Here is a 21,749-nt window from a genome sequence, read left to right as displayed (position 1 = left end):
ATCCACGTTCATGACCTTTAACTGGCACAGTGACCCGCTCACACGAAATACCAACGTCTGTGAGCGTTATAAAAACACGCAAAATGTTCGCAGATTCATGACGGAGCACTGCGGCGCGGGCTTCAAGTTCGACAGGGACTTTATGGCCTGGATACGGAATGGAGAAGCCAAGACCATGGGCGATCTCGTTGATGAGTGGGGGCGCCGACAGCGTGCTGCCAATTAAGCAGCTACGTTCGCTAGTGGGTACCATGACTGCCTTTGGTCGAAGTCAGGCATTCGAATGGACGAGCCCCTGATGAAGCCCAACGTCGAAAGGTTTGCTGCGGCAGACGTGGCGTTGAAACTCACCTAGTTATCCAAGAAATCCGTGAGTATGTCTGTGGATAACCACGCTGCCGCCAAGTGGATAGGGCCTTTTACCCGACGATCAAAAAATAGCCACATCGCCGCAAATGATCCAGTTTCAGCATGGGCTTGAGCAGATTGAGTGAGCCTCTGAATCGACAGAGCGTTTCGGCATAATAGTTGAGCGTTTCGGCACAGTATTCACCCCGTGCGCTCTCTAGACTCGTGCTTCTCGCCAAGACTCAGATGAGGTCACGATGAACATCAGAACAATCCTATCCGCATTGTCCATGGGCGTAGTCCTTACGGGGCACGCCGCCGATTTTTCGCTGACGAGTCAGGATATCGCTGAAAATCGACCGCTGACCCAGCGCGAAGTGTTCCAAGGCTTCGGTTGCGAAGGGGGCAATACTTCGCCCGAGCTTTCCTGGAGCAATGCTCCCGCCGGTACCAAGAGTTTTGCAATCACGGTCTACGACCCTGATGCACCGACCGGCAGTGGTTGGTGGCATTGGACGGTGGTCAATTTGCCCGTTTCAACCACCCGTCTGCCCAGGGGCGTGGGCTCGAACCTGCCTGTTGGCGCGGTACAAGGTCGGACCGATTATGGTCAGCCTGGATTTGGCGGGGCTTGTCCTCCGGTAGGGGATAAGCCACACCGCTATCAATTCACCGTATGGGCGCTGAAAGTCGATAAGCTACCCCTCGACAATCAGGCCAGTGGCGCCTTGGTAGGTTATATGCTTAATGCCAATGTCCTGGCCAAAGCGACGATCACTCCCCTTTACGGACGTTAAAACGATGCGCCCAAATGTCGGCATACAGCACCGGGAAAACATCATCGATGCGTGTGTCATTCGGGCGCGTCAGCCCCATACCTTGCAGCGGGTATCGATCTTTGCGACCACCCTGTGTCGAGTACGCCAGGGGGAAAAGCTGTTGCAATGGGATGACCGATCGATGCGCGTCGGGCCGCAACACCTGATCCTGATGCCGGCCGGACGCGAGCTAGGTATTTCGAACTTCCCGGGTCTTCAAGGTCACTACATCGCCGATGCAGTGACCTTTCCCGCTTCGGTCCTACGGGATTTCAGCTCCCGGTATGGCCAGCAGATCATGAGTCGCCAGCAAGCTCCGACGGCCGATTTGTGTGTTCCGCTGGACCGGCATATCACGCAGGCGTGGGACCAGTTGCTGGCGGCCATCAATGCGCAGGCTCCACACGCATTGCGCACCCACTATGGGGAAGCGGTTTTACTAAGCCTGGGGCTTGGCGGCTTGGCCGGACCGCTTCTGATGGATCGCGACGATCCACTGTGCGAACGCGTTCAGCGACTGATCTTGGGCAGCCCGGAGAAAGACTGGACCGTTGCCAGCGTTGCACAGCAACTGAACCTCGGTGAGTCGACGTTGCGCCGGCAACTGGCCAATGAAGGGGACAGTTTCAGGAATATTCTGGAAAGCGTTCGACTTGCAATGGCATTGCAATGGTTGCAAACCACTTCTCGCCCCATCGGTGAAATTGCCGGTGCCAGCGGGTATGCGTCGGCCTCGCGTTTTGCCGTGCGCTTTCGCTCGCACTACGGCCTGTCGCCACGGGATTTGCGGGCGGCGATCTAGGGGCGAGCGATCCGCTTACCTTTTGCTCGATTGCTCTCTGATCTGAGTCAGGCTGAGTCGAGGTGTCAATGCTTCAGGATCGACTCTGATTTCAATCAGGGAGGGCCGGGATGCCGCCAGGCAGCGTTCAAACGCTGGCGCAAATTCCGACGTGGCGGTTACCACCTCGCCATGCAGTCCGTAAGCTTGGGCAAGGGCGGCGAAATCCGGGTTGTGCAATTGCGTGCCTGATACGCGTCCAGGGTAGTTGCGTTCCTGATGCATTCTGATGGTGCCGTACATGCCATTGTTGATCACCACGAAAATCACATGGGCCCCGTACTGCGCTGCGGTCGCGATCTCTTGGCCATTCATCAGGAAGCAGCCATCGCCGGAAAACGACACCACCACGCGCTCCGGGCACGTCAGTTTGGCGGCCACGGCAGCAGGCACGCCGTAGCCCATGGAGCCGTTGGTAGGCCCCAGCTGGGTGCGGTAATGGCGGAACTGATAGAAACGTTGAAGCCAGACCGCATAGTTTCCAGCGCCATTGGTCAGGATCGCATCATCCGGCAGCCTGCGATTCAACCACTCAATGATGTCGGCCATTTGGACGGGGCCAGGCGAGGACGTACGCTCCAGGTTCCGCTGATAGTTTTGGTTCAGCGTGCGCGTCCATTCACTGTCTCTTTGCGAGGTTGCCGCCGGGAGTCTCGCTGCCAGTTTTGCGAAGGTCGACATGCTGCTATTGATCGCCAACGCTGGTTGGTAGACCCGTCCTAGCTCCTCGATCCCCTGGTGGATGTGCACCAAGGTTTGCTGGGGGACGGGAATATCCAAAGCCGCATAGCCACCGCTCGAAACCTCTCCCATTCGCGAGCCTACGACCAGGAGCAGGTCGGCCTCTTTCACGGCCGATGACAGCTGTGCCGACGCCGCAAATCCAAGGTCGCCGACATAGTGAGGGTGTCGATTGTCGAACAGGTCCTGACAGCGAAAGGAGGCGGCCACCGGGATATTCTGCCGTTCAGCAAAAAGCCGGATGTCCTGCACTGATTCGACATCCCAGCCGCTACCACCCAGCACCATCAATGGACGCTCCGAGCGCTCGAGCAGTTGCTGCATGGCCGCCATTTGTTCGGCTGCCGGCGTCATCAGGACACGCTTGAAAGCCCCGGCATCGCTGACTTGCGCCATGTCGGTCAGCATGTCTTCCGGCAGTGCGACCACCACTGGCCCTGGCCTGCCATTGACTGCTCGATGGAATGCCTGGCTGATCAATTCGGGAATCCTGCGGGTGTCGTCGATTTGCACGACCCATTTCGCCAAGGGGCCAAACATCTGGCGGAAATCAACTTCCTGGAAGGCTTCGCGATACTGTTGATCGCGAGCGACCTGGCCGATGAAGAGGATCATCGGAGTAGAGTCCTGGAACGCGGTGTGAACGCCAACAGCGGCGTTTGTTGCCCCTGGCCCGCGGGTCACGAAACAGATGCCTGGCTCTCCCGTCAGCTTGCCGTAGGCCTCGGCCATGTAGGCCGCTCCACCTTCCTGGCGGCACACGATCAGATCGATTTCTTCTTGTACGTCATGCAAGGCGTCGAGCACCGCGAGGTAGCTTTCTCCTGGAACACAGAAAGCCCTTTTGACGCCATGAATGCACAGGGCATCCACCAATATTTGACCTCCGCTGCGACGAGAAATGGTTTTATTCATTGTTTTCTCCTTAATCGACTGGTTCGGTATGAATAGGGTAGACGGCTCGCTTTCTGGCAGGTGCTGACTCGATCAATGACAGAGCGACCGCGCTCAAATAAAAGCACAGTGCTGTGCAATGGATTCTGAGCACCATCGAGCAGGGCGACAAACGATGATTGGTCTGGAGTTCATTCCGTCAGCTATTGAAGTCGAGTGTCACGTTGCCGAGGTTGCAGCGTGTTTTAACCCTTGGCTTGCGTAGGTATCGGGAGGGGTTGATGTCGCTATCGGCGGCGCATCAGGCAATCACGTATCGGGCTGAAGCTAAGCGACCTGGGACCTGTGGAATACAGGGCTCAGGTCGCCAGGGGGGAAGATCGCCGAGTCGTGCAGTTTCACTGCAAGGCCAAGCTAACACCAGCGGTGAGTCTAGGGCGATTTCACGTCCATCATGCCGTACGACCGCCGAGCACCTCAGCGACCCAGTCGGCAATGTACTGGCCGGCATTGATGCTGTTATCGAAGCTCGAGTGCTGCACGCCGCCTTCACGTTCGGTGAATATCTTCAGCTCGCGTTTCGGGCTGTTGACCAACTGCTCGTAGGTGCGGTGTGCCCACTTCAATGGGATCTGCGAATCCTTTTCACCGTGGGTGACCAGGAAGGGCACCTTGATGCGATCCAGTATGCCGTCCAGGTGGACATTCTCGGCGATGGCCATGAACTCATCGGTGTCTTTGGCGCCCCATACCCAAGCCACGTGCGACCAGTAATGGGGGACCGGGAAGCTGCCTTCTTTTTCCATGCGGCGCTTCTGCACATCGCGCCAGTCATGGTTGGCACCCCAGACCACGCCGCAAGCGAAGCGCGGCTCGAAAGCTACCGCCCTAGGGCAGTAATAGCCGCCGAGCGACACGCCTTCCAGGCCGATGCGTTTGGCGTCGACATCGCTGCGGGTTTCCAGCCAGTCCACAACCCGGCTGGCCCAGTGTTCGCTGTCAAAACGCGCAGTCAGGTTATGCAGGCGCAGTGCTTCGCCGGTGCCGGGCTGGTCGATGATCAGCGACGACACGCCGCGTTTGGCCAGCCAGGCGGGCAGGCCGACGCGGTATTTCATTTCTTTGGTGGAATCCAAGCCGTTGACCTGCACCAGAATCGGCGCCGGGCCGGTCACGCCTTCAGCACGTACCAGCAGGCCGGAAATGTGCTTGCCCTCGTAAGGTATCTCAACGCGCTCGCAGTTCTCTTGCGACAGTTCGACACCCCGTTGGAAGGTCCGCAGGAAACGCTGGTACAGCTCGGCGCGACCCGGGGCGCCATGGGCTTGCAGGCGTTCGCAGCTCAGGAAATAGGTGGCGGCGCGGTTGTATTTTTCCCCGGCCGACAACAGTCGGCCATTGGCTTCGTCTTCCTCAGCCAAACCGCACAGCTTATCGGCCATTTTTGCCCACGTTTCACGGAAGGCCTTGCTGCCGGCGGCGTCGGGTTGTTTGGCAGCCTCCTGTAGCGGCGCGCACATCTCCTCGATTTCGCCGATGCGGGCACCCATTTCAATGGCGAGGTCGACGGAAAGATTCCACACGTAGTTGGTTGGGAAGTAGCGGAACATGATCGTTATTGTCCTTGTGCAAGCAAAGGCAGGCAGCCAGCTCCGGGCCAGCTGGATCCGGTTAAGGCGGTTTGAAGCAGGCTAAAGGGAGGCCTATTGTTTGGCCAATCGCGAGTCGGGATGGCAGGTATCGCGAACAACGATGGCGTGTGTGAATTGCATCGGGTCTATGAGTTCCACGTTCACACTTCAAGCCGTAAATCCAGATACCTATCATCGTACTTCGCGATTGCTCCTAGCGAGGGATGCGATTGGTGATGTCGAGATTCGATTCATTAAAGTCCCCCGCATACCGTACCGCCGTTGGCGAATAGCGCCACTCGATCCCGCCGCTTGATGAGCTGTAGACATCGTCCGTCACGGCGTTCTTTTCCCTGCTGTGTAAGGAGATGGGCATGTCTGCACTGAGCCGTGTGCTCGGCAATCTATCGGTGGGGGCCAAGCTGTCGCTGGGTTTCGGCCTGGTACTGCTGGTGACGCTGGGGGTGGCGGCCACCGCTTTTCGTTCTCTGGGAGTATTGCAGCAGCGCGGTGAGCAATCGCGTCAGGAGTCATCGATCCAGGCGCTGATCCTGCGTGCCCGCATCGCCGAGAAGGAATTCGCCCTGGAACTTGCTCCGCAGCGCCTGGACCAAGTGCGCGAGATTATCGGGAAACTGAGCCAGCAACTCGATGATGAACCAGCCAGTAGCGCGTCCCGCGCCACCATGCGCACGGCTGTCAGCGCGTACCTGGAGCAGTTTCTCGGCTATGCGGATTCGTTGCGTCGGGCCCGCGAGGCCCGTCTGCATATGCAGGCGCTTGCGCAGACGGCAGGTGGCAGTTTCACCTTACTGTTTCTTGATCAACTGGATGCGCTTAACGTCCAGTTGGGGCAGGGTATACCGCCGAACAGCGATCAGATGGTGCTGCTTGAGCAGACCGCCGCGCTGCGGGACAAGCTCGCCAAGTTGCGTGATAGCGAATTGTATTACTCGCTCGACGGCGAGGAGCGTTACCGCAGCGACTGGGAAATGAGCATGAGTGACCTGCTGGCCGCCATGCAGACGCTCGATCTTGGCGAGCAGCAAGACGAGTCACTGCAGGAGGCGAGCACCGCCCTGGGCGACTACCGCAAGGCCTTCGTCGAGTTCGCCGACAGCCGTAAGAAAAGTGCGCGAAACAGTGCGGCGATGAACGCGCAAACAGAGCAGGTGAGCACGTTGCTGGCTCAGGCCGAGGAACAGCAGAAACAGGCAGTACTGGACGATAATCGCAGCGCCTATCGTCAGTTGGGCCTGATCACTGCGCTGGCGTTGGCCTTAGGCATGGGGGCCAGCCTGCTGATCCGCCAGTTGATTCTGCAGCCGCTGCGCCAGGCCGTGCAGTTGGCCGAGCGTGTCGCGGCGGGAGATCTGAGTCAGCCGGCGCCAGACAGCGTTCGCCGCGATGAGTTGGGCCAGTTGTTGAGCACAGTGGGCAGCATGCTGGGTAACCTGCGCGGGTTGGTCGGGCGCATCGATCGTGGTGTTGGCTCGCTTAACGGCATGGCCAGCAGCCTGGCCGAAGTGACCCAGAGCAACAGTCGGGGTGTCGAGCAGCAACGCCAGGAGACCGAACTGGCGGCCACCGCTATGCAACAGATGGCCGCCACGGCACAGGAGGTCGCACGCAATGCAGGTGACGCCAGCGAAGCGGTGGCGCATGCCGATGAACAGGCCCGTGAGGGCGATGAACTGGTGCGTCAGGCGGGTGGCAAGATCGACCATCTGGCGGTGGAGATGAGTGGGTGCGCGCAAGCCATGGAGTCCCTGTTGGTGGAGAGCGCAGCGATTGGCGGGGTGCTCGATGTCATCAAGGCGGTGGCCGAGCAGACCAACCTGCTGGCGCTAAACGCCGCCATTGAGGCCGCGCGTGCCGGCGAGCACGGTCGCGGTTTCGCCGTGGTTGCCGATGAGGTGCGTGGTCTGGCTCGGCGCACTCAGCGTTCAACCACGGAAATCGAAGGGCTGATCGCTCGTCTGCGTAGCGTTGCCCAACACGCCGCCGAGCGCTTGCTAGGCAGTCATGTGCTGAGCGATGAAACAGTGGTCCTTGCCGCCCAAGCCTCCCAGGCACTGGCGCGGATTACCCGGGCGGTATCCAGCATCGAACAAATGAACCAGCAGATTGCCGCCGCCGCCGAGCAGCAGAGCGTGGTGGCCGAGCAAGTCAGCCAGAGCATGACGCGGGTGCGCGAGGTGGCCGAAGGGAGTGCAAGGGAAAGCCTGCAACTGCAAGTCTCAACGGCCGATCTGCAACAGGTTAGCGGCGAGTTGAAAGCGGCCGTCGGACATTTCCGCACCTGATTCGCCACCCAGCAGCGGGAGCAACTACTGCTCCAGCTCGTTGATGATTTGACTGATCTTCGCCCGCAGCCAACGGTGCATCGGATCCCCATCCATTGTGCGGTGCCAGAGCATGAACTCACGCATCACCGGGATTTTCACCGGTGGTTGCAGGATGCGCAGCGGCAGGTAGTTGGCGTAGAGCCTGGCCATGCGCTGGAGCATGGTGGCGACGCGCTGGGTGCCGACGATCAACTGCGGCAAGGTGTTGAAGTCGTGGGTGACCACTTCCATGCGACGAGTGAAACCGTATTGGCTCATCAGCCATTCTTCGACGCTCAGTTGCCGGTTGCGGCCAAAAATCACCGATACGTGGCCCATCTCGATGTACTGATCAAGGGTGATGCTATCGCCCACTTGGGTGTTGCCGTCCCATACAACACAAACGTGCTCTTCTTCGAACAGTAGCTGCGATGGGTGGCCTTCGATGAGGTAGCGCTCTGGCACGATCATCATGTCGGCCTCGCCGCGCATCAGCAGCTCGGTGGACGTGTCGCCGGGGCCGAGCAGTTCGAAGGTAATGTGCGGGGCCTCCAGGTAGATCTTCTGGATCACCTGGGCAAACAGGACGCTGATCAGGTAGTCCGAGGTAATCAGGCGGAAATGGCGCTTGCTGGTGGCGGGGTCGAACACCGGTTTGGCGGTGATCGAGGACTGGATCGTCAGCAATATCTGGCGCACTGGCGCCGCCAGTTCACGGGCGTAGGGCGTGGGCTGCATCTTGCGCCCGACCTGGGCGAGCAGTTCATCTTCGAAATAGACCCGCAGCCTGCCCAGTACCCCACTGGTGGCGGATTGGGTCATGTGCAGGCGTTCGGCGGCGCGGGTGATGTTCTGCTCTTCCAGTAGCACATCAAGCGCCACCAGGAGATTGAGATCCAAGTGGTTAAAACGCATGGCGGTCTCGATTTTTGTATTTATTTTGTAAATACCTTCCGGCGTTCCTATCACGCCGTCAAGTCCCCTGAAGGGGCGCGCCGACCGATGAATATTGGATTTTCCCCGTCGTTGGCTCTATGCAGTCAAGTATCGCGTTTGCCGATAGGTCGCATCCCGACAAGCGATTAGTCAGTGGATTTCCCCCGCGTCAGTATCGGCACGCAGTCGGTTGGCCGTGACGCTGTATCGACTCTAAAAAACAGCATTAGCAGCGCATCGCCTGGGCACTGTTCCCACAGCGAGGTGCTGGCCTTGCGCAGAATAATTTCAATGGAGTGGTAGCAATGAACATCATCGGCCTTGATGCCTTGGTTTTTGGCGTCGACGACATTCAAGCCTGTACCCATTGCCTGTGTGACTATGGCCTGCAACCTGTCGATGTCGACAGCGAGGGCGGCCGTTTCGAAGCCCTCGATGGCACTGCCGTGATTATCCGCCGGGCTGACGACGCCTCTCTGCCGGCGGCCATCGGGCCTGCCCCCTCGATTCGTGAAACCATTTATGGCGTCGCTGGCGTGGCTGATCTTGAGGCCATCGCCGATGAGCTAGGGCGTGATCGCCCGGTGACCCGCGGTGCCAATGGTTCCGTGCACAGCGTTGACGACATGGGGTTTGCCATTGCTTTCCAGATCAGTGTGCGGCGTTCCTACAGTGCACCGGCTGACCTGACCAATGCACCGGGCCATGCCCCCCAACGCCCGGTCAACCAACCGGGCATCCACCCCGATATGCAGGCCCTGCCGCGCACCCTTTCCCATGTGGTGTATTTCGTGCCGGATGCGGTCAAGGCCGAAGCCTTCTACAAGCGCCTGGGCTTCGTGACCACCGACACCTTTGTTGGCGCCGGTCCGTTCATGCGCCCGGCCGGTTCCGATGACCACCACTGCCTGTTCATGATCCAGACGCCCCCGCACATGAAGGGCTGCGAGCACTTCACCTTTCACATGGGCAGCGGCACGGAAGTGCTGCTAGCCGGGCGACGTTTCGAGCAGAACGGCTGGACCAGCTTCTGGGGACCGGGCCGTCACCTCTTTGGCTCCAACTGGTTCTGGTACTTCAACAGCCCGTTGGGCTGTCACATCGAATACGACGCAGACATGGACAAGCACGATGATGCCTGGCAAGCACGCCAGGCGCCGTTGTCGGCGGATAACTCGCAGTTGTTCCTGTTCACGTCCAGGGAGAAATGGTTTCCGAGCGGTCCGCCGCCCAAGCAGGCCTGAATGGGGATGTCGGCCATGAGTCACGCCGCCGTTGCCCTGTGTCGCCTGGATGAGCTGCTTGAAGGGCAGGCCCGCGGGTTCGATCCGCTGGGTTCGGGGAAGGACAGCGTGTTTGCCCTGCGTCACCACGGTGAGGTGCGGGTTTATCGCAACAGCTGCCCGCATCTGGCTGTGTCCCTGGAGTACCGCAAGGACCGTTTTCTCAGCGTCGATGGCAGCCAGATCATCTGTTACGCCCACGGTGCCCGATTCCTTCCGGACAGTGGCCTGTGCGTCTACGGGCCATGCCTGGGGGAGCGCCTGAGCGCTCTGCAATGGTATTTGCAGGCCGACTGGCTGGTGCTCGACGCGGCTCAGTTGGAGGCGTGCGCACCGTAATCAACGTATCGCGGTTTCTGATACATCGTATCCCTACATGCGATTAGTCAAACGCCTGCTTTGCCGAGAAAGTGAACACAACGCGGTAGCGAATGCGTGCAGAAATATCCGGTAGCGAAGCCTTGAGTCGCTCCTGCTGAACGCCAGCGTGAATAACAAGAATAAGAGTGAGACAAGCATGAACCCAGTGAAGAAGGTGCTTATTGTCGGCGGTGGTATCGGAGGTCTATGTGCCGCAATCGCGTTGCGTCGCAAGGGCATCGAAGTCGATCTTGTCGAACTCAAGGCGCAGTGGACCGTCTACGGCGTCGGCATCATCCAGCAGAGCAACGTCGTGCGTGAGATGGCCAAGCTGGGTGTGTTGGACGGCTATCTGGATGCCGCCTTCGCATTCGAGGATGTGACCATCTCCAACACCGCCGGCGAGCAATTGGCACGCCTTCCCGGGCAGCGCCTGGCCGGCCCCGAGTACCCCGCCAACGTCGGCATCTCCCGTCTGGCCCTGCATCAAGTCCTCAGTGAAACCACGATGGCCCTGGGCGCCTCGATTCGCCTGGGCCTGAGCGTACAAACGCTGGAGCAGGCGGGCGAGGGCGTCGACGTGCTGTTCACCGAAGGCAGCTGCGGTCGTTATGACCTGGTCGTGGGGGCTGATGGCCTGTACTCCCATCTGCGCGGTTTGTTGTTCGGTGAGAAATACCAGCCGCGCTTCACCGGTCAATCGGTGTGGCGCTACAACTTTCCACGTACCCCTGGCGTCGATCACCTGGCTACCTTCCAGGGACCCGCCGGCAATGCCGGGCTGGTGCCGCTGGGGCACGACCAGATGTACATGTTCATGACCTCCCATGAGCCCGGTAACCCCAGGATGGACGCCACCACGCTGGCGTCCGAGATGCGCCAGCGCCTGAGCGGTTTCACCGGTCTGATCGGCGAACTGCGCGAGCAGATCAGCAACAGCGACATGGTCGTCTACAAACCGTTGGAGGTGGTGTTCGTCAACGAGCCTTGGTACCGCGGCCGCGTCGTGCTGATCGGCGATGCGGTGCACGCCACTACGCCGCACCTGGGGCAGGGCGCTGGCATGGCCATTGAAGACGCCGTCGTGCTGGGCGAAGAGCTGGTCGCCGGTGGCAGCGTCGAACAGCAGCTCGAACGCTTTATGGCGCGCCGTTATGAGCGCTGCAAATTCATCAGCGAAAGCTCGGTGCTGGCCGGCGACAAGGAAATGGACCACGACCGCAGCTTCGACCGGATCGGCCTGGTCAGGCGGATGCTCGAGGTCACGGCAGAGCCCATTTGAGGCGCCGGCAGGACTGATTTCACTTTCCCAAGGATGTTCATGCCCGTGCAGGTCTGGCCTGGCTCGACGGCGGGCGCTGTTTACCTGAAGAGCTGACATACAACAACAATAAAGAGGGTTACTTCGATGGCTACTCGCAAGCTCGCTGCCTCGCGGCGTGTCCCCTTCACCCTGACCCTTGCTGCCAGCCTGGGGCTTGGCGCTTCGGCTGCCCAGGCGTTTCAGATCGATACCGGCAATCCCGATCTCAGCTTGCGCTGGGACAACACGCTGAAGTACAGCGCGGCCTGGCGCCTGAAGGACCCCAGCAGCAAACTCAGCGAAGGGCAGACGGCGCTGAACCAGAATGACGGCGATCACAACTTCGGCAAGGGGCTGATCTCCAATCGCCTGGATATTCTTTCCGAACTGGACATCGGTTTTCACAACTTTGGGGCCCGTCTGAGCGGTGCAGCTTGGTACGACACCGTCTACCAGGACCGCAACGACAACAACGACGCGGCCAGTGCCAACCAACGTTCGGTGGGCTTCGACGAATTCACCAGCGACACCCGTCAACTGCACGGCGGTGACGGTGAGCTGCTGGATGCCTTTGTCTACTGGAACGGTGAGCTGGCCGACCGTGCCTTATCGGTTCGCGCGGGGCGTCATGGCCTGATCTGGGGTGAGAGCCTGTTCTTTGGCGGCAACGGCATTGCCGGTGCCATGGCGCCAGTGGACGTGGTCAAGGCGCAATCGGTACCCAACACCCAATTCAAGGAAATCACCCGGCCGGTCAATCAACTCTCGACCGCCTACCAACTGACCGATGACGTGTCATTGGGTGCCTTCTACCAGTTGGAGTGGGAAGCCACCCGCTTACCGGGTGCCGGTAGCTACTTCTCCACCAGCGATACCATCGGCGACGGCAATGAACGGCTGATCACTGGCGGGCCGTTTCCGGATTTTCTTGGCGGCAATGCCAACAGCCCGGCCGCGTTTTTCCATGGCAAGGACAAGAAAGCCAGGAGCTCCGGCCAAGGCGGCCTGCAGCTCAAGTACAACACCGGGACGACGGATTACGGTCTGTACGCGCTCCAATATCACGAGAAAACCCCAACGCTGTACTTGAAGCCGAATGCCACCGGGCCGAACTTCAGTACCGGGCAAGTCGGCGAATATTCCTGGGTTTACCCGGAAGATATCCGCGTCCTGGGCGCCAGTTTCGCGACTTCCGTGGACGAGTACAGCTTTGCCGGTGAGGCATCCATGCGCTGGAACATGCCGCTGGTGTCCAACGCCCAGACCGTCCTGGCGGGTGTCGACGCGGACAACAACGATGACGCCTTGTACGCCGTTGGCCGGACGGCCCACGTCAACCTCAACGTCCTGGCGTCGCTGGGCCCTTCCTTCGTCGCCAATGAAGCGAGCCTGACAGGGGAAGTGGCTTGGAACCGCCTGTTGGCCGTGACCAGGAACCGCGCAGCCCTCGACCCTAACGCCACCGATGACGGCCTGGGCCTGAAGCTGGTGTACACGCCCACCTATCGCCAGTTTTTCCCTGGCGTCGATATCAGCGTGCCGCTGGGCATCAGCTACTTCCCCATGGGCAAGTCGGCGGTGATCAGCGGGTTTGGCCCCGATAGAGGAGGGGACATGAACATCGGCGTCTCCGCCACCTACCTGGACCAAGTGACCGTAGGGCTGACCTACACCCACTTCTACGGTCCCGAGGACACCAGCCTCAACGCCGCCAACCAGTTCAATTACAAGCAGTCGTTGAAGGACCGGGATTACCTGGCTTTCTCCGTCAAGACCACGTTCTAAGAGGATTTGCGCATGACCATTCAGTTCACTCTAAAGGCCTTGTGCTTAACCCTGCTGGCCGCTGCCGCGCCGATGACCCTGGCCGCCAGCGCTGAACAAGCGGCCGCGCTGGGCAAGACCCTGACACCCTTCGGTGCCGAGAAGGCGGGCAATGCCGACGGCAGCATCCCGGCCTGGGACGGTGGCTACACCAAGGTCGATCCAGGCTACGTCCCGGGCGGCAAGCGGGGCGATCCGTTTGCCGCGGACAAACCCTTGTACAGCATCACCGCCCAGAACCTGGCCAAGTACGCCGACAAGCTCAGCGACGGCACCAAAGAGCTGTTCAAACGCTTCCCGGACAGCTATCGCATCGATGTCTATCCGACCCGGCGCACAGCCGCCGCGCCGCAGTGGGTCTATGACAACACGTTCAAGAATGCGACCCGCGCCAAACTGGTCGACAGCAGCGCCGGCCTGATCCCCGACGGCGCCTATGGCGGAATCCCCTTTCCGATTCCACAAAACGGTACCGAAGCCATCTGGAACCACCTGCTGAACTGGCGCGGCACCTCGGTGGCGGCGCATTTTCGCCACTATCTGATGACGGCCGACGGTAATCAGGTAATGACCAGCGACGGCCTGTTGACCCAGGAGATGCCCTACTACTACGAGGAGGCTGGCCCTGAAAACTACTCGGGTGACTACTGGCAGGTGCACTTTGTCAATTCCGGCCCGGCGATTCGTGCCGGCGAACAGATCCTGGGACGCGAGAACATCAACGGCGAAAAATCCCAGGCTCATGTCTATCTGGCCGGTCAGCGCCGGGTGCGCACGCTGCCCAACGCCTGCTGCGATACACCGACGCCGTCCACCGCCGGGGTCATGTCCTTCGACGAACTGTTCGTGTGGCAGGGACGTACGGACCGGTTCGACTGGAAATTGGTGGGCAAGCAGGAAATGTATGTTCCCTACAACACCAACAAGGTGCAGACCGCTGCCCAGCCGCAAGACCTGTTCGCCAAGCATCATCTGAATCCTGACTACGTGCGTTGGGAGTTGCACCGCGTCTGGGTAGTCGAGGCGACGTTGGCCGCCGGCAAGCGTCACCAGCTGCCCAAAGGTCGCTACTACCTCGACGAAGACACCTGGCAAGCCCTGCTCGGCGACCGTTGGGACGCCAGCGGCCAACTGGCCAAGACCCTCTGGTCCCTGCCTTCCGTACTGCCCGACTTGCCAGCTGTGGTGCAACTGTCTGCCGGTTTTTATGACCTGACTTCGGGTGCGTGGTTTATCCAGAACGTCTACGCCGGATTGCCGGATCAGTATCACGCGGTCGATCGCTACAAGGCCTCGGAGTTCTCGCCAGCGGCGATGGCCGGTCGCGGCGTGCGTTGAGTCTGAGCTGAGCGTGAAGGGCAGGCCTGTCGGTCTGCCCTTGGGGTGCGAGTGTTTTTCCGAGGTTAGGTTATGAACAGAATCAGTCAGGCGAGCGCTGTGCTCTTGGCCCTGTATTTGCCCTTCGCCACGAGCGAGTGCTTGGCAGGGCCGACTGCCGTGGGTGCACCGTTGAGCACTCCGGCCATGCCGGTGCCGGCGGCGCAGAAGAGCGTATTGATCGATCTGGCGCGGGCCGGCACACGTCTGGTGGCCGTGGGCGAGCGCGGCCTGGTGCTGCTCTCCGACGACAACGGGCAAAGCTGGCGTCAGGCCCCGGTACCGGTTTCGGTCAGCCTGACGGCGGTGCAGTTTGTCGATGCGCGCAATGGCTGGGCAGTGGGTCACGCTGGCGTGGTATTGGTCACCCGCGATGGTGGCGAGCACTGGACGCTGCAACTCGACGGCGCACGTGCGGCGCAGCTCGAACTGGAGACAGCCAAGGCCGACCAGGCCACGGCTGCCAACCCGGAGGATGCATTGGCACGCGTACAAAGTGCCGAGCGTCTCGTCGCCGATGGCGCGGATAAGCCCTTCCTGGCGCTTGATTTCATCGATGCACAACACGGGCTGATCGTGGGGGCCTACGGGCTGGCGCTGTGGACCACCGATGGTGGCGCCACCTGGCAATCGCGGATGGGACACATCGTCAACCCGAACGGGATGCACCTGTACGCCATCAGTCATCAGGGGTCACGCTGGTTCCTCGCTGGCGAGCAGGGTTACCTGGCGCGCTCGGATGACGACGCGGTTTCGTTCAGTCAACTGGAAAGTCCTTACGATGGCAGTTTCTTCACCCTGCAGAGCCGCGCCGATGGCGCTCTGTTGGTTGGCGGTCTGAGGGGCAACGCCTTTATCTCCAAGGATGGTGGCGACAGCTTCCAACGCCTGTCAGTCCCCATGCCGATTTCCTTCAACGACGCCACCCGCCTGGCCGACGGCCGGGTGCTCCTGGTCAACCAGAGCGGTGTGCTGTTTCGCAACAGTGAGCTGACCGGGGCGGCACTGCTACCACTGGGCAAGCCCTTGGGCAGGCCTGTTTCAAGTCTGGTCGAGGCCGCCGATGGCAGCCTGATCGTCGCCGGTTTCACTGGGCTGCAGCGTATTGCGCAGCCATCCACTGCCGCTTCGGAGTGAGATCATGACGTCCCCTATCCATTTCACCCCGTCCCCTGACAATGCCTTCGATGACTTTGATCCGCGTTCCGGCTCGGTACTTGAGCGAGCCTTGTTCAACCATCGTCTGTGGGTGTTGCTGTTGTGCCTGGCGACCACGCTGGTGCTCGGTTGGCAGTCCAGCCGTGTCGAGTTGAATGCCAGTTTCGAAAAAATGATCCCCACCCATCATCCCTATATCGCCAACTACCTGGAGCACCAACAGGAACTGAGCGGGCTGGGTAACGCGGTGCGCATTGCCGTGGTCAACAAGCGAGGCGACATCTACGACAGCGCCTACCTCAAGACCCTGCAGGCGTTGAGCGACAAAGTCTACCTGCTGCCCGGTGTCGACCGAGCGTACATGAAGTCGCTGTGGACACCGGCCACACGCTGGGTGGCGGTGACCGAAGCGGGCCTGGACGGTGGACCGGTGATTCCGGACAACTACGATGGTGGCGACGCCAGCCTCGCGGCATTGCGGCGCAATGTGCAGCTGTCTAACGAGATCGGTCAGTTGGTGGCTTTCGACCACGCTTCGAGCATCATCCATGTCCCGCTGCTGCAGCGCACCCCCGACGGCCAGCCACTGGACTACACCAAACTGTCGCAACAACTGGAGTCGCTGCGCAGCCAATACCAGAGCGATAGCATCGACATTCGCATCACCGGTTTCGCCAAGAAAGTCGGTGACCTGATCGCCGGCCTGCGGCAGATCCTGATGTTCTTTGCCGTGGCCATCCTGATCACCGCCGTGGTGCTCTACTGGTACACCCGCTGCATACGCAGCACCTCGCTGGTGGTGTTCTGCTCGCTGGTGGCGGTGGTCTGGCAGCTCGGCCTGCTGCCGTTGCTGGGCTATCAACTGGACCCTTATTCGGTGCTGGTGCCGTTTTTGGTGTTTGCCATTGGCATGAGCCATGGCGCACAGAAGATGAACGGCATCATGCAGGACATCGGTCGTGGCATGCACCGTGTGGTCGCCGCACGCTTCACCTTCCGCCGCCTGTTTCTCGCCGGTCTCACCGCATTGCTCTGCGACGCGGTGGGCTTTGCGGTGCTGATGATCATCAAGATCCAGGTGATCCAGGACCTGGCGATGATTGCCAGCATCGGCGTGGCTGTGCTGATCTTCACCAATCTGATCCTGCTGCCAGTGCTGCTTTCCTATGTGGGCGTCAGCCGCCGTGCTGCGCGCCTGAGTCTGAAAAGCGAACACGCCGAACAAGCCGGCCAGAATCGCCACGGGTTCTGGCGCTTCCTCGACCTGTTCACCCAGCGTCGCTGGGCTGCGCTGTGCATTGCCCTGAGCCTGGCACTGGCGACTGTCGGCTTCGTGGTCAGCCTGCAATTGAAAGTCGGCGATCTCGACGCCGGTGCCCCGGAGTTGCGGGCCGACTCGCGCTACAACCAGGATGACGCGTTCCTGACCCAGCATTACGGCGCCAGCAGCGATCTGTTCGCGGTCATGATCAAGACGCCGGCCAGCGCCTGTTCGCGCTACGACATCCTGAGCAAGGTCGATGCCCTCGACTGGCAACTGCGCACCTTGCCTGGTGTGGATTCGACCAATTCGCTGGCGCTGCTTAACCGTCGGATGCTGGTCGGCCTCAGCGAAGGCAACCCGAAGTGGTACGAGCTGCAGAACAACCAGGCGATGCTCAACATGGTCACCGCCGGTGCGCCCCGCGGGCTGTACAACGAAGACTGCAGCCTGCTGACACTGTATGTCTACCTCTCCGACCACAAGGCGCAAACCCTGACCCGCCTGGTGGAGCACGTCGAACGGTTCGCCGCTGCGAACAATACCGACGAGGTGCAGTTCCTCCTTGCCGCTGGCAATGCCGGGATCGAAGCAGCGACCAATATCGTGGTCAAGCAGGCCAATCGCGAAATGCTGTTCTGGGTCTACGGGGCGGTGATCCTGCTGTGCCTGATCACCTTCCGTTCCTGGCGCGCCACGATTTGTGCGGTGATTCCGCTGATGCTCACCTCGATCCTCTGTGAAGCGCTGATGGTCTGGCTGAACATCGGCGTCAAGGTCGCGACCCTGCCGGTCATCGCCCTCGGCGTGGGTATCGGGGTCGACTACGCGCTTTACGTGATGAGCATCCTGCTCGGGCATATGCGCCAGGGTACAAGCCTGTCGGAGTCGTATTACCGGGCGCTGCTATCCACCGGCAAGGTGGTGATGCTGACCGGTGTGACCCTGGCGATTGGCGTGGCCACCTGGATGCTTTCGCCGATCAAGTTCCAGGCCGACATGGGCGTGCTGCTGGCCTTCATGTTCGTCTTGAACATGGTCGGGGCGCTGGTGCTGCTGCCGGCCCTGGCGCACTTCCTGTTGCCGAGCAAGCGTGTCAGCAAGGGACGGGCCGCGCCTGAACCCTTGGATGAGACCAGTCGCCCGATGAATGTGCCGCTCATCGGCGCCACGGCGGAGGCGGCCCGTGTGCAGCGCTCGCAGAGCAAGAAGACTTCCGGCCACGAACAAGCAGCGGCTAATCAAGTCGCGCCATAACAAGAAAGGACCATGCCATGCCTCGTCTGTATCTGTTCCAGCAGCCTCTCTGGCTTGACCTCATCGCCGGCCTGAGCGCCTTCGGCATGGCGTTTTGCGCGGCCCAACCCTCGGAGGTGCGCGATGAACGTTGAGCGCCAGGCGGGCTTGCCGCAGTCATTGTTGCTGTTGCTCGGCAGTTGCTTGCCGGTGCTGGGTGCGGTCCTGCTGGCGCCTGTATTGCCGCGTATGCAAGAGCATTTCGCCGACACACCGGGTGTGGCGGTGCTGGTGCCCGTGGCCTTGACGTTACCGGCGCTGATGATTGCGCTGCTGGCCCCCGTCGCGGGAATCATCGCCGACCGGCTCGGGCGCAAGCCGTTGCTGATCGGTGCGATGTTTCTCTACACCCTCTGTGGCGTGTTGCCTTTCTGGTTGGAGTCGCTGTCGGCCATCGTGATCAGCCGCGCCGGTATCGGCTTGGCCGAGGCGGCGATCATGACCTGTTGCACCACGATGATGGGTGACTACTACAGCGGTGCGCGGCGTGAGCGCATGTTCGCCCTGCAAATGGTCGCCACCTCGCTGGCGGCGGCGATTTTCATTGCCGTCGGTGGCGTGCTCGGCGAGCACGGTTGGCGCACCCCATTTGCCCTGTATGGGTTAGGACTGGTGCTTCTGCCGTTGATGGCCTGGCTGCTATGGGAGCCGCGTGCGCGTGAAGTCACAGCGGCAACGGCGGTAAGAACGGCGTTCCCCTGGCGCGTCCTGGCTCCATTGTATGGACTGGCGTTCCTGGCAGGCCTGAGCCTGTTCATCGTGCCGGTACAGGTCGGTTTCCTGCTCAACCTGCTGCATGTCGACGGCTCGCAGCAGATCGGATTGACCATGGGCGCCAGTCAGCTCGGCGTGCTGGCCGGCGCCTTGGGTTTTCGCTTGCTGAGCGGCATGCCGGTGTACCGGAAAATGCTCCTGGCCTTCGCCACGGCCGGTATCGGCGGCGGGCTGATGGCGGCGGCCGGCAGCCACGGGCTGGTGGTGTTCGCCGTCCTGATCAATGGCCTGGGCATTGGCCTGATGATGCCGACCTTGCTCACCTGGATCATGGCCCAGGTTGACTTCCACCAGCGCGGCCGCGCCGCCGGCGGCTTCACGTCGATGTTTTTTGCCGGTGAGTTCGTCAGCCCGCTGGTGGTGCTGGCTATCACGGGTGGGGTGAGCAGCGTTTTGCCAGCCGCGCTAGGGATCGTTGCGGGCGTTCAACTCTTGGTGGCCGTGGCTTGCATTCGGTTGCGTGGCCGCGGGACAGCTTTTCCCGCCATCGTCGCCGTGGACCCTGAACGCTGATCTGCCCCATTCGGCGCTTTATCAAAATAAGAACAACGAGGAGATCATCATGAATTATTTGCTCAACACCTGGTACATCGCTGGCTGGGCAGACGAGCTTGTGCCGGGAGCGCTGCTTGGAAGAACCATTGTCGAGCGGCCCATCCTGTTCTTTCGCGACAGCCAGGGCGCGGTCCAGGCGATCGATGATCGCTGCCCACATCGGTTTGCCCCGCTGCGCATGGGCAAGATTGTCGGCGACAGCGTTCAATGCCCGTACCACGGCTTGCGTTTCGATGGCCACGGCCAATGCACGCACAATCCCCATGGCGAAGGCAGTATCCCCAAGGCCGCCTGTGTGCGCTCGTTCCCTGCCGTTGAACGCCATGGGGCGATCTGGGTCTGGCCTGGCGATCCGGCACTGGCCAGCGATGCGCTGATTCCCGATTTTTCCTTTTTTGAGCAGGCGCCAACCCATGCCAAGGGCAATGGGTATTTGCCTACCCGCGCCCACTACGAGCTGCTGTCGGACAACATCATGGATCTGAGCCATGTTGATTTCCTGCACCCCGATACGCTGGGTGGCGGTGCGTTGTCACGGGTGCGCGCCAGCGTCGAGGAACTGTCCAATGATCGCGTGCGCATCAGCTGGTGGGCCCCTGACGACGTGCCCCCGCCGGCGTTCGGCGCGCATCTTGAAGACCCGACTCGGGCAGACGTCTGGGCCGAGGTGATCTGGCATGCGCCCGGCCTGATGCTGCTGGGCAGTGGCGCCACCGCGCCAGGGCGCCCGAGGGAGGAGGGGCCGGTGACTTGGAACCTGCACCTGATGACCCCACAGGACGCAACGAATACCCATTACTTCTTCGCCAACACGCGCAGTTTCGAGCAGCACAATGAACAGTTGAATGCCTTTGTCCAGAAGATGTTGATCGGCATTTTTTCCGATGAAGACAAACCCATGGTCGAGGCCCAGCAGCGTCAGATTGGCGAGGTTGAATTGCTTGGCCTTAACCCTGTGTTGCTGCCGGTCGATGCCGGTGCCGTGCGCTGCCGCCGGGTCCTGCGTCGTTTGATCGAGTCCGAGCGGGCGGCCGCTGAACAGCCGGTGGGTACCCCGTGATGATCGACGTCGTTGTGACCCGCAAGCGTCGCGAAGCCGATGGAATCTACAGCTTCGAATTGGCCGCGGTCGATCACCGCTCGCTGCCGGCTTTCAGCGCCGGCTCGCATATCGACGTGCATCTGCCTAATGGCCTGGTGCGCCAGTACTCGCTGTGCAATCACCCGGAAGAATGTCACCGCTACCTGCTGGGCGTGTTGCTCGACCCGGCGTCTCGCGGCGGTTCGCAGGCCATGCACGAGCAGGTGCAGGAAGGTAGCCGGCTGAGTATCAGTGAGCCACGCAACCTGTTCCCGCTGGAGCATGGGGCAGGGTACAGCCTGCTGTTCGCTGGTGGTATCGGCATCACGCCGATCCTTTGTATGGCCGAGCGCCTGGCCCAAAGCGGCGCTGCTTTCGAGCTGCACTATTGCGGCCGTTCAGCTGAACGCATGGCCTTTATTGAGTACATCCGCCATTCGCCATTTGCCCACCGTGTGCATGTCCATGTCGACGATGGTGAAGGTTCCCAGCGTCTCAACGCCGCTCGGGTTTTATCCGCGCCGACCCGCGACCGTCACCTGTATGTCTGTGGCCCGAACGGCTTCATGGAGCACGTGCTTGGTACCGCGCGCGAGCAGGGCTGGACCGAGGCGCAATTGCACCGTGAGTATTTTGCCGCCGTCGCGGTCCCGACCCATGAGACGGGTGGTTTTGAGGTGCAGCTGGCCAGCACCGGGCAGTGTCTGCAAGTGCCGGCCGATCGTAGCGTGGCCCAGGTGCTGCTTGAGGCCGGCATCGACATTCCCTTGTCCTGCGAACAGGGCATCTGCGGCACCTGCCTGACGCGCGTACTGGAGGGTGAGCCAGAGCATCGCGACATGTTCCTGACCGATGCCGAGAGGGCCCGCAATGACCAGTTCACGCCGTGCTGCTCTCGCGCCAAGAGCGCGCGACTGGTTCTCGATCTTTAAGGTTTTTTC

The 21,749-nt window shown here is 60.9% G+C and carries 17 protein-coding genes and 1 pseudogene; 15 read left to right on the top strand and 3 right to left on the bottom strand.

The features are described from left to right. The first annotated feature begins 10 nt into the window (after positions 1 to 10). From CD58_RS16960 to CD58_RS16950, 3 genes are all read left to right on the top strand, one after another. Positions 11 to 226, top strand: coding sequence for a DUF6434 domain-containing protein (locus CD58_RS16960; RefSeq protein ID WP_025214195.1), 216 nt, complete (start codon positions 11 to 13; stop codon positions 224 to 226). Positions 227 to 605: 379 nt separating this feature from the next. After that, the gene (locus CD58_RS16955; RefSeq protein ID WP_025214194.1) at positions 606 to 1,145 is read left to right on the top strand and encodes a kinase inhibitor; all 540 of its coding nucleotides are present in this window, start codon (positions 606 to 608) and stop codon (positions 1,143 to 1,145) included. 4 nt (positions 1,146 to 1,149) lie between these two features. Further along, on the top strand, positions 1,150 to 1,968 hold the full coding sequence (locus CD58_RS16950) for a helix-turn-helix transcriptional regulator (protein WP_025214193.1): 819 nt from the start codon (positions 1,150 to 1,152) through the stop codon (positions 1,966 to 1,968). Between the two features lie 15 nt (positions 1,969 to 1,983). Here CD58_RS16950 and CD58_RS16945 read toward each other — a convergent pair whose 3' ends face one another. Then, positions 1,984 to 3,663 carry a thiamine pyrophosphate-binding protein gene (locus CD58_RS16945; RefSeq protein WP_025214192.1) on the bottom strand — a complete coding sequence of 560 codons (1,680 nt, stop codon included), beginning with the start codon at positions 3,661 to 3,663 and terminating at the stop codon, positions 1,984 to 1,986. Between the two features lie 431 nt (positions 3,664 to 4,094). Continuing rightward, complete coding sequence (locus tag CD58_RS16940) at positions 4,095 to 5,252, bottom strand: alpha/beta hydrolase family protein (RefSeq protein ID WP_025214191.1); 1,158 nt, start codon at positions 5,250 to 5,252, stop codon at positions 4,095 to 4,097. A 389-nt stretch (positions 5,253 to 5,641) separates the two neighbouring features. Between CD58_RS16940 and CD58_RS31915 the strand changes: the two are divergent. Together CD58_RS31915 and CD58_RS31910 are read left to right on the top strand one after the other, a co-directional pair. Then, positions 5,642 to 6,721: pseudogene (locus tag CD58_RS31915) on the top strand (HAMP domain-containing protein); the annotation flags it as partial. Then, complete coding sequence (locus CD58_RS31910; RefSeq protein ID WP_419178844.1) at positions 6,716 to 7,579, top strand: methyl-accepting chemotaxis protein; 864 nt, start codon at positions 6,716 to 6,718, stop codon at positions 7,577 to 7,579. The pseudogene CD58_RS31915 and the gene CD58_RS31910, both read left to right, overlap by 6 nt. 24 nt (positions 7,580 to 7,603) lie before the next feature. On the opposite strand, the gene CD58_RS16930 is transcribed toward CD58_RS31910, so the two are convergent. Further along, positions 7,604 to 8,515, bottom strand: a complete 912-nt coding sequence (locus tag CD58_RS16930) for a LysR family transcriptional regulator (protein WP_025214189.1) — start codon at positions 8,513 to 8,515, stop codon at positions 7,604 to 7,606. A 326-nt stretch (positions 8,516 to 8,841) separates the two neighbouring features. On the opposite strand from CD58_RS16930, the gene CD58_RS16925 reads away from it, so the two are divergent. From CD58_RS16925 to CD58_RS16880, 10 genes are all read left to right on the top strand, one after another. After that, positions 8,842 to 9,780, top strand: a complete 939-nt coding sequence (locus tag CD58_RS16925; protein ID WP_025214188.1) for a VOC family protein — start codon at positions 8,842 to 8,844, stop codon at positions 9,778 to 9,780. Positions 9,781 to 9,795: 15 nt separating this feature from the next. Beyond that, positions 9,796 to 10,158, top strand: a complete 363-nt coding sequence (locus CD58_RS16920) for a Rieske (2Fe-2S) protein (protein WP_025214187.1) — start codon at positions 9,796 to 9,798, stop codon at positions 10,156 to 10,158. A 178-nt stretch (positions 10,159 to 10,336) separates the two neighbouring features. Then, positions 10,337 to 11,461, top strand: coding sequence for an FAD-dependent oxidoreductase (locus CD58_RS16915; RefSeq protein ID WP_025214186.1), 1,125 nt, complete (start codon positions 10,337 to 10,339; stop codon positions 11,459 to 11,461). Positions 11,462 to 11,587: 126 nt separating this feature from the next. Further along, positions 11,588 to 13,267: a DUF1302 domain-containing protein gene (locus CD58_RS16910; RefSeq protein WP_025214185.1), complete on the top strand. Its 1,680-nt coding sequence runs from the start codon at positions 11,588 to 11,590 to the stop codon at positions 13,265 to 13,267. Between the two features lie 12 nt (positions 13,268 to 13,279). Continuing rightward, positions 13,280 to 14,644, top strand: coding sequence for a DUF1329 domain-containing protein (locus CD58_RS16905; protein WP_025214184.1), 1,365 nt, complete (start codon positions 13,280 to 13,282; stop codon positions 14,642 to 14,644). 72 nt (positions 14,645 to 14,716) lie between these two features. Continuing rightward, positions 14,717 to 15,820, top strand: a complete 1,104-nt coding sequence (locus tag CD58_RS16900; RefSeq protein ID WP_025214183.1) for a WD40/YVTN/BNR-like repeat-containing protein — start codon at positions 14,717 to 14,719, stop codon at positions 15,818 to 15,820. Positions 15,821 to 15,824: 4 nt separating this feature from the next. Next, positions 15,825 to 18,359: an efflux RND transporter permease subunit gene (locus CD58_RS16895; protein ID WP_025214182.1), complete on the top strand. Its 2,535-nt coding sequence runs from the start codon at positions 15,825 to 15,827 to the stop codon at positions 18,357 to 18,359. Between the two features lie 123 nt (positions 18,360 to 18,482). After that, complete coding sequence (locus tag CD58_RS16890) at positions 18,483 to 19,685, top strand: MFS transporter (protein ID WP_025214181.1); 1,203 nt, start codon at positions 18,483 to 18,485, stop codon at positions 19,683 to 19,685. 49 nt (positions 19,686 to 19,734) lie between these two features. Continuing rightward, positions 19,735 to 20,787 carry an aromatic ring-hydroxylating dioxygenase subunit alpha gene (locus CD58_RS16885; protein WP_025214180.1) on the top strand — a complete coding sequence of 351 codons (1,053 nt, stop codon included), beginning with the start codon at positions 19,735 to 19,737 and terminating at the stop codon, positions 20,785 to 20,787. After that, the gene (locus CD58_RS16880; RefSeq protein WP_025214179.1) at positions 20,787 to 21,740 is read left to right on the top strand and encodes a PDR/VanB family oxidoreductase; all 954 of its coding nucleotides are present in this window, start codon (positions 20,787 to 20,789) and stop codon (positions 21,738 to 21,740) included. The genes CD58_RS16885 and CD58_RS16880 overlap by 1 nt, the downstream gene beginning before the upstream one ends. Positions 21,741 to 21,749 lie beyond the last annotated feature (9 nt).

Source organism: Pseudomonas brassicacearum, from assembly GCF_000585995.1.
GTDB classification, from domain to species: Bacteria; Pseudomonadota; Gammaproteobacteria; order Pseudomonadales; family Pseudomonadaceae; genus Aquipseudomonas; species Aquipseudomonas brassicacearum_A.
Note: the sequence above shows the minus strand (reverse complement) of the source record. Positions and strands in the feature narration are given on the sequence as shown.

Coding starts and splice junctions, on each gene's coding strand:
- CD58_RS16905 (WP_025214184.1), top strand. CDS start 13,280: ATGACCATTCAGTTCACTCTAAAGGCCTTGTGCTTAACCCTGCTGGCC.
- CD58_RS16925 (WP_025214188.1), top strand. CDS start 8,842: ATGAACATCATCGGCCTTGATGCCTTGGTTTTTGGCGTCGACGACATT.
- CD58_RS16930 (WP_025214189.1), bottom strand. CDS start 8,515: ATGCGTTTTAACCACTTGGATCTCAATCTCCTGGTGGCGCTTGATGTG.
- CD58_RS31910 (WP_419178844.1), top strand. CDS start 6,716: ATGCTGGGTAACCTGCGCGGGTTGGTCGGGCGCATCGATCGTGGTGTT.
- CD58_RS16945 (WP_025214192.1), bottom strand. CDS start 3,663: ATGAATAAAACCATTTCTCGTCGCAGCGGAGGTCAAATATTGGTGGAT.
- CD58_RS16885 (WP_025214180.1), top strand. CDS start 19,735: ATGAATTATTTGCTCAACACCTGGTACATCGCTGGCTGGGCAGACGAG.
- CD58_RS16920 (WP_025214187.1), top strand. CDS start 9,796: ATGAGTCACGCCGCCGTTGCCCTGTGTCGCCTGGATGAGCTGCTTGAA.
- CD58_RS16900 (WP_025214183.1), top strand. CDS start 14,717: ATGAACAGAATCAGTCAGGCGAGCGCTGTGCTCTTGGCCCTGTATTTG.
- CD58_RS16880 (WP_025214179.1), top strand. CDS start 20,787: ATGATCGACGTCGTTGTGACCCGCAAGCGTCGCGAAGCCGATGGAATC.
- CD58_RS16955 (WP_025214194.1), top strand. CDS start 606: ATGAACATCAGAACAATCCTATCCGCATTGTCCATGGGCGTAGTCCTT.
- CD58_RS16890 (WP_025214181.1), top strand. CDS start 18,483: ATGAACGTTGAGCGCCAGGCGGGCTTGCCGCAGTCATTGTTGCTGTTG.
- CD58_RS16950 (WP_025214193.1), top strand. CDS start 1,150: ATGCGCCCAAATGTCGGCATACAGCACCGGGAAAACATCATCGATGCG.
- CD58_RS16940 (WP_025214191.1), bottom strand. CDS start 5,252: ATGTTCCGCTACTTCCCAACCAACTACGTGTGGAATCTTTCCGTCGAC.
- CD58_RS16915 (WP_025214186.1), top strand. CDS start 10,337: ATGAACCCAGTGAAGAAGGTGCTTATTGTCGGCGGTGGTATCGGAGGT.
- CD58_RS16895 (WP_025214182.1), top strand. CDS start 15,825: ATGACGTCCCCTATCCATTTCACCCCGTCCCCTGACAATGCCTTCGAT.
- CD58_RS16910 (WP_025214185.1), top strand. CDS start 11,588: ATGGCTACTCGCAAGCTCGCTGCCTCGCGGCGTGTCCCCTTCACCCTG.
- CD58_RS16960 (WP_025214195.1), top strand. CDS start 11: ATGACCTTTAACTGGCACAGTGACCCGCTCACACGAAATACCAACGTC.